Below are 6,765 nucleotides of genomic sequence, written 5' to 3'. Positions count from 1 at the left end.
ACCAAATAATATATGGTTCTATGTACTAATGAATTCTATGACTAAAGAAAAAATCAATCCGGACGATTACATTACTAAACGAGAGGCCACGCTTATTCTGGGCTTTAAAAATTCCCGATCAATTGCTGAATTGGTCAAGAAGCGGTATTTAAAAGCCTATAATATTGATTCCAGTAAAAGAGAGGTTCTGAAAAAATCAGAGGTGCTCGATCTTCCCCGTAAAGACCCTCAACCCATAGAGACTAAATAAGAAATACCGTTTCAATATTTAATATACCGGATAGATAATTCATCTGAAGTCGATATTGAACTAATTTGAAAATAATATAGGTTATTCTTCTTTTAATTAACTCAGATACAAAAATGGCAACATCTACTAACAGTGATCTGATTCCAGTGATGGAAGCTGCGCATATCCTCGGTTTCAAACAAAGAAGCAAAGTGGATATCCTGATCAAAAACGGGTTTCTCAAAATTCATCATGAACCCGGAATCAAGAAAACTTTTTTATCACGAAAGGAGGTTTTTAATCTGCCCAATGCATTACCAGTACCGCCTCCGCCAGAATTGATTCATAAATAATACTCACTTTTGCGATCAAGCTTGCTCGATTCGTGCTCCATTTTAAAATGAATACAAAAAGGGCGAGATTAAACAGAAGGTTATCCCACAGATTCCTCGTCCTTCCCAAACTTCAAGCTACCAGAAAAAATTTGAATCATTACTGATTTTATTTTTTGTAACTAAACCCGTCTTCAGATTCAATGCGTGTTTAATTATGAAGATTTATTTACTTGGCATACTGACTTCGGTTTTCCCTTCTTTAATTCAGGCATCTGAACAGCCCAATATCATTCTTCTGCTTGCGGATGATCTCGGATGGGCAGATCTGGGCTATCAGGGATCAGAAGATATTCGCTCGCCCCACATTGATAAATTGGCCAACAATGGGATCCGTTTCACGGATGGACATGTCTCTGCCTCGGTATGCAGCCCGTCACGGGCTGGTTTGATAACCGGGCGTTATCAGCAACGCTTTGGGCATGAAGCGAATTCACCGCCCCCCACCGACGGCATGGACCTTAAGCAGGTCACCATGGCGGACCGCCTCCAAAAACTGGGCTACCGGACCGGCTTAATTGGAAAGTGGCACTTGGGGAATCAGGACGAATTTTATCCGACCCGTCGCGGATTCGATTACTTTTACGGCCTGCGGTCCGGTTCGAGAAGTTATTTCTATCATCCCAAGAAGGATGATAAGGCAGGTAATGCCAAAGCGATTGAAGAGAATGGAAAGCAGGTCAAATTCGATGGCTACCTGACCGATGTGTTCGGACAAAAAGCGATTAATTTCATTAATGCGAAAGACGACAAACCTTTCTTTCTTTTTCACTCCTTCACCGCTCCTCATGGACCGATGCATGCCACCGAGGAAGATAAGGTTCTTTTCGCATCGATCAAAGATACCAAGAGAAGAAGCTACGCCGCGATGATCTGGGCCATGGACCGGGCAATTGGAAAACTGGTAGATTCTCTGAAAGCCTCCGGGAAATTCGAAAATACTTTGATTTGGTTTCTCAGTGATAACGGGGGAGCCACTGGAAACGCATCGATCAACCTTCCCCTGGCCGGACATAAAGGAATCAAATTTGAAGGGGGCACAAGGGTTCCGTTTTTTGCTCATTGGCCCAAGCAATTCAAAGAACCTAAGGAATTTGAATCCATGATGATCTCCCTGGATATTATGGCCACCTCCCTGGCTGCCGCAGGAGCCAAGGATAAAGATTTAAAGGGTCTCGACGGGGTAAACCTACTGCCTTTCATTCAGGGAGAGAAAGCTACCCCTCCTCACCAAAACCTCTATTGGCACAAGCTCTGGTTTTCGGCGTTGCGCGACGGTCCGTGGAAATTGATTTATGTGCAGGATTACGGCTATGCTCTTTACAACCTGGAAGAAGATCTGAGCGAATCCAAAAACCTGATCCAATCAGAAAAGAAAAGGTCAGATCGAATGATTACACAGCTCAATGACTGGAAGGCCGAACTGGAAAAGCCCCGCTGGGATGAGGCTCAGGTATGGTTCCGCACCCACAGCAAAAACCACATTCGGATTATTGAGGGCGAATAGAATGTTTCTAAATTTTACTTAAGTCTGGTTTAACCGGCTTTCCTGTCTTTAGATCAACTGGATAATCCGCACCCTGCGAATCCAGTATTTTCAATAGACTCTGCCCCATTCTCTTTGCGACATCCTGTTCCTTGGTAACCAGATTATTCTTTTCAAAAGGATCGGTCTGCAGGTTGTACAGTTCCCAGTTGGTCGATCCATAATTATAAATGATTTTCCAATTATCTTGGCGATGAGTGGAAAAAAGAGTGTTTCGATGCCTGTGGGGGAAATGAGTGGTGAAAGTCGAAGGACTCTCAAAACTGGAATCTCCCCGGAATGCCACACTTACATCCACTCCATCCATTTTCGCATCATCGGGAGTCTGGGCTCCAGTAATGCTCAGGATTGTCGGCATCATATCAACACAGGTAATGATGGAATGATCAACCGAACCGATGGGGATATTCAAATTCTTTTGCAGTGGATTATTCGTGTTGGGTTTGGCCCAGGATACAATCAGTGGAACCCGCAAACCACCCTCAAAACGCGAACCTTTCTTATCTCGAAATGGTGCATTCACATGAAAAGTGCTGCCATTGTCGGAAAAGAAAATAATCAGGGTTTTCTCAGCCACACCTTCCCTTTCCAAATGTGTAACCAAGTCGCCAAGGGATTTATCCATACCTTCAACCAATGTGGCAAAAGCAAGGGCATGCCCTTTAAGTTTTGGATAATTATCCTTAAACCGTCCGTCCACTTCATACGGTGCATGTACCGCATAGTGAGACATGTACGCATAGAAAGGTTTCTTCTTTTTGCATGCCTTGGAAATTGCCTTCTTCATCTCAAGAGTAATTGCCTCGCTCAGGAAAGTATCCTTTGGGTGATAGGCTTCCAAACCGGGAACATCCCATTGATGATTGTTCTTACTTCGCCATGAAGCAGAGTATTTATATTTACCGTGATAGGAACCTGGGCCTCCACCTCCATATCCTCCAATATTTACATCAAAGCCCAAATTTAAGGGATTACCCGCTGGAGTATCATCGGGACCAAAATGTGCCTTACCCGCAAACAGAGTGGCATAGCCTGAATCCAGTAAAACCTGGGGAAGCAAAGGCAATGAAAGATCCAAGCCTTTGATGGTCCAGTCACTTGGACTCTTGATCGTTTTGGTTTGGACTCTACCCGTATCAATTTTCGACTCCTTGGGGTGCGTCCATGTGGTGACTCCATGACGCGGAGCCGCTTGCCCGGTCATCAAACTTATTCGGGTGGGTGAACAAACCGAATACGAATATGCCTGAGTAAAGAGTCTCCCATTCTTTGCGAGTTTCTCCATGTGTGGAGTACGGTATAAATCATTAGTCGGAATCCTCTTTGGCTTTCCAACTTCGTACAAAAAAGGAACGGATGTATCCCCCACACCCATATCATCGACTAAAAAGAATAGGATGTTTGGTTTATCCTTTGCAAATGACTGCTCAGTTAAAAAAATTCCAGCCGACAAAGTGTTCACCAAAAAAAATGTAAATATACTTTTACTTTTCATTTGTTTAAAAATTTCACCAAGTTACTGCTCTTACTCCAACCATTTAAATTCGGCGAATACAATTTTGGTAATATCGGAACCGGGCTTGGGCATGATGCTAATGCTGTCCGCCACAGACCAGTCACTTAGCCCAACGCCATGACTGAGTAACTGCTTGGCCGGGAGGGTCATGCTTTGCCAGTCATTGGACGCGGTGATCTCGAGCTCCGTGGTAAAACGTCGATTGGCACTCAAAACAACTTTTTGTGGTTGGGTGCAATAAAAACGAAAGCTCAGTTTGGATTCCCGGGGTGCTTTCCATTTGGGATCGGAGAACTGGATATTTCGGGTTCCCCTGCGATTGTCCAGAGGACGGAATCCCTGCACACCCCCGACCCCTTCGGCTGGGCCGACATGGCTCCATTGGCCGGTTCCATCGGAAATTAAATCGGATTTTTTATCGGTTGCCACGGCCTTGCCCAGATTCGAGGGAATCACTGCCTCAAAATCAGAGGATAGAACGCAGTCATTCTGGTAACGGATATTGGCATAGGAAAACACATAATCATCCACATTCATCACCGGCAGCTTGGCCACCCAGGTATTTCCCTGCCTGACCGAATCCACATCTCTCCAAAAGCGGGCAATATTATTGGATGTCTTCAGGCATTGATAAACTTGCAGTTCCTTGATTTCTGACTGGCTTGCAGGAGTCAGGTGTAACTCAGGTACCCCTTTTGAATCCAATTTTATAATCGACTGCGGACGCCCCGGCCAGAAATGATTTTCGCCCAGCACATGCTTCTCCAGCCATAGCTTGCAATTATCTCCGAGTTTCTCGGTATTGTGATGACCGCGTGCCTGCACTGCAAAGTCCCAGGGCACTCCGGGTTTGAAGGTTTTAAAAGTTTCACATCCCCGCTCATGGCCACCGTGATGATCATTGGATCCATTAAGCCAAAGACTGGCTGCGGTCATGTAAGGTGCATGGGCTTGGGGTGCCACCGCCGAAAGATACAGTTGTTGGCCAGGTGATTTCTCCGGTTCCTGGTATGGATTATTGTGCATCCATACGGCACGGTCGCGATAATAGTTGATCCAGCCAATTCCAAAGTAAGCAACGATCGCCTTGACCCGGGGGTCCATTCCGAGATTCCACATAATCGTACCCCCATAGGAGTATCCTTTGGCACCGATACGACCGGCATCCACTTCTTTTTGGGCCAACAAATAGCTGAGGGCTCTGCGTTGCACCGCATTCCATAAATAATGAGAAGTCGCCTTGGGATTTGTGGTTTGGCTGCCATCAGGCATACGGTCATAGATCAGGGCATGCCCCATTTTTTTGGCTTCCATATGACCGTGGGCCAAAGCATCCGGATACTGGGTATAATCACTCCGTGTATTGATGCCGGAATAATCATGAGCCATCACCGCCCATCCATCTTTCACATAGTTCATATCGATCGCGGGACCACCCATCCATCCATGAACATTCAATAACCCTGGTGCTTTTTTCGCTCCCTCCTTGACTGCATACTTGCAAAACACCCGTACCTCTTCGCCGTTCACATAGGCACTGATGTAGGATTCCTTTGAAAAGATGCCGTCTTTGGTTTCCTGCCTGACAATCTCCTCCTTAAAATCCCCCAGATCCGGATCGTAATCCTTCCATACTTCTGGGGGAGTAAGCAAAGGAGCTGCCTGAGCAATCGTCAGGAAGATACCTTGTAGATAAAGATATTGAAGCAAAATGAATAATTTTCTGTTTATCATTTTTATTAAAATGGGAAGGGAAAGGCTTACGAACTCTTAAAGAAGGAGTTTCTTTAAGAAGTCCTGCCGGGAAACTGTAGGCTGGGGCCGGTCTTTTTCCCAGTATTGCAAGTGACATTCCACGCCGATCTTTTGGCAGGCTTCCAACATGATCTCTCCGAAGATCGGACTGTGTATGCCATTGGATCCACTGGTGGTGGGAAACTCGCGGTTCACATTGTAAAAAAGATGCAGGGGTGGATCATCCTTGGTCAGGTGAGTAACCGGGGAACATTTCAACGCAAGTTCTTTGTACTTCCCCCAGTCCTTCATCATTCCCTCAGCTGTTTCCGCTCCGAATGGTTTGTAGGGCATGGGATTTCCGAATGTTTTCTCCCCAATTCTTTCCTTGATTACAAAAGGGTTCATGGTGGTCTGGGCCCCCGCCACCTGTGCACCGGCAATTCTAGATGAAAATCGTTCCACGGGGTCCGGGCTCTTCGGATTGGCAATGTCATCGTGCAAGGCAATCAACAAACTGGAGCATCCTCCTGCGGATCCCCCGGTTGCCACGATACGACTGGAATCAATCTTCCATTCAACCGCTTTAAAACGGAGAAACTGAACCGCCCGCAGGGCAGAATTCAGCATCGCAGGCTGGAGTGCTCCTTCATTGACCAGCGGATAACTGATCGAGGCGATATGATAGCCTTGCTTCAATTGATGGGGTCGGAGCACTTCATCTTTTTTTCCACCCATCCATCCTCCGCCGTGGATCTGAAGAAGAATCCCGACTGGTTGATCCGAGTCAAACTGCCAAAAGTTAATCAATTCTTTAGGATGTGATCCATATTTTATATCTCTATGAGTAGGTGCCAGTTCGTTGGGTTTTAGGGCTGTTGCTTGATTTCCCTGAGCCTGGCAGAAGTAGCAAAACAGAGCTAAGACAGGTAACGCTTTCAAAATTTTACTGATCATATAAAATGGTAATTACTTTTGGGATAGACCCACAATATAATCCAGCATCGACGCGAACTCTTTAATGGAAAAAGGATGCATCAGACCGGCGGGCATCATCGAGTTGGGCAAAGTGGAACGGTTGGCAACCTCTGACTTGATTAAGATATGCTCGTTACTGGCCATGTCCCGCATCACAAGTTTGTCCGGTGTCTCCTCGGTCACGAAACCCATTACCGCCCGGTCGTCTTTCATGGTGACCAAATTGGTGGCAAACCCCTGAGCGATCGATTTGTTCGGGTGAAGAATCGCCTCCGCCAATTCATTGCGTGGATAAATGGCGGCAATATTTCCGAGGTAAGGCCCTTTCTGCGGGTCATCCTCGCGTACGGTATGACAACTTGCGCAGGCC

General features: G+C 46.1%; 7 protein-coding genes. 3 read left to right on the top strand and 4 right to left on the bottom strand.

Going from position 1 to position 6,765, the window contains the following annotated elements:
* From ACKPQ5_RS01005 to ACKPQ5_RS00995, 3 genes are all read left to right on the top strand, one after another.
* On the top strand, positions 1 to 250 hold a 250-nt coding region (locus ACKPQ5_RS01005; RefSeq protein ID WP_407677224.1), incomplete at its 5' end, for a hypothetical protein.
* 113 nt (positions 251 to 363) lie between these two features.
* The gene (locus ACKPQ5_RS01000; protein WP_407677223.1) at positions 364 to 582 is read left to right on the top strand and encodes a hypothetical protein; all 219 of its coding nucleotides are present in this window, start codon (positions 364 to 366) and stop codon (positions 580 to 582) included.
* 196 nt (positions 583 to 778) lie between these two features.
* Complete coding sequence (locus ACKPQ5_RS00995) at positions 779 to 2,128, top strand: sulfatase-like hydrolase/transferase (protein ID WP_407677222.1); 1,350 nt, start codon at positions 779 to 781, stop codon at positions 2,126 to 2,128.
* A 7-nt stretch (positions 2,129 to 2,135) separates the two neighbouring features.
* Here ACKPQ5_RS00995 and ACKPQ5_RS00990 read toward each other — a convergent pair whose 3' ends face one another.
* From ACKPQ5_RS00990 to ACKPQ5_RS00975, 4 genes are all read right to left on the bottom strand, one after another.
* Entirely contained in the window at positions 2,136 to 3,662 is a 1,527-nt protein-coding gene (locus ACKPQ5_RS00990; RefSeq protein WP_407677221.1) for a sulfatase-like hydrolase/transferase, read from the bottom strand.
* Positions 3,663 to 3,692: 30 nt separating this feature from the next.
* A complete protein-coding gene (locus ACKPQ5_RS00985) occupies positions 3,693 to 5,417 on the bottom strand; it encodes an alpha/beta hydrolase family protein (RefSeq protein ID WP_407677220.1) in 1,725 nt (574 codons plus the stop codon).
* A 36-nt stretch (positions 5,418 to 5,453) separates the two neighbouring features.
* A complete protein-coding gene (locus ACKPQ5_RS00980) occupies positions 5,454 to 6,374 on the bottom strand; it encodes an alpha/beta hydrolase fold domain-containing protein (protein ID WP_407677219.1) in 921 nt (306 codons plus the stop codon).
* Between the two features lie 12 nt (positions 6,375 to 6,386).
* A partial coding sequence (locus ACKPQ5_RS00975) for a c-type cytochrome (protein ID WP_407677218.1) occupies positions 6,387 to 6,765 on the bottom strand: 379 nt, incomplete at its 5' end.

This window comes from Candidatus Seribacter sulfatis (assembly GCF_964187635.1).
GTDB classification, from domain to species: domain Bacteria; phylum Verrucomicrobiota; class Verrucomicrobiia; order Opitutales; family Seribacteraceae; genus Seribacter; species Seribacter sulfatis.
Note: the sequence above shows the minus strand (reverse complement) of the source record. Positions and strands in the feature narration are given on the sequence as shown.

Bases quoted from the DNA above. Each gene is read 5' to 3' on its own strand.
- ACKPQ5_RS01000 (WP_407677223.1), top strand. From the start codon at position 364: ATGGCAACATCTACTAACAGTGATCTGATTCCAGTGATGGAAGCTGCG.
- ACKPQ5_RS00995 (WP_407677222.1), top strand. From the start codon at position 779: ATGAAGATTTATTTACTTGGCATACTGACTTCGGTTTTCCCTTCTTTA.
- ACKPQ5_RS00990 (WP_407677221.1), bottom strand. From the start codon at position 3,662: ATGAAAAGTAAAAGTATATTTACATTTTTTTTGGTGAACACTTTGTCG.
- ACKPQ5_RS00985 (WP_407677220.1), bottom strand. From the start codon at position 5,417: ATGATAAACAGAAAATTATTCATTTTGCTTCAATATCTTTATCTACAA.
- ACKPQ5_RS00980 (WP_407677219.1), bottom strand. From the start codon at position 6,374: ATGATCAGTAAAATTTTGAAAGCGTTACCTGTCTTAGCTCTGTTTTGC.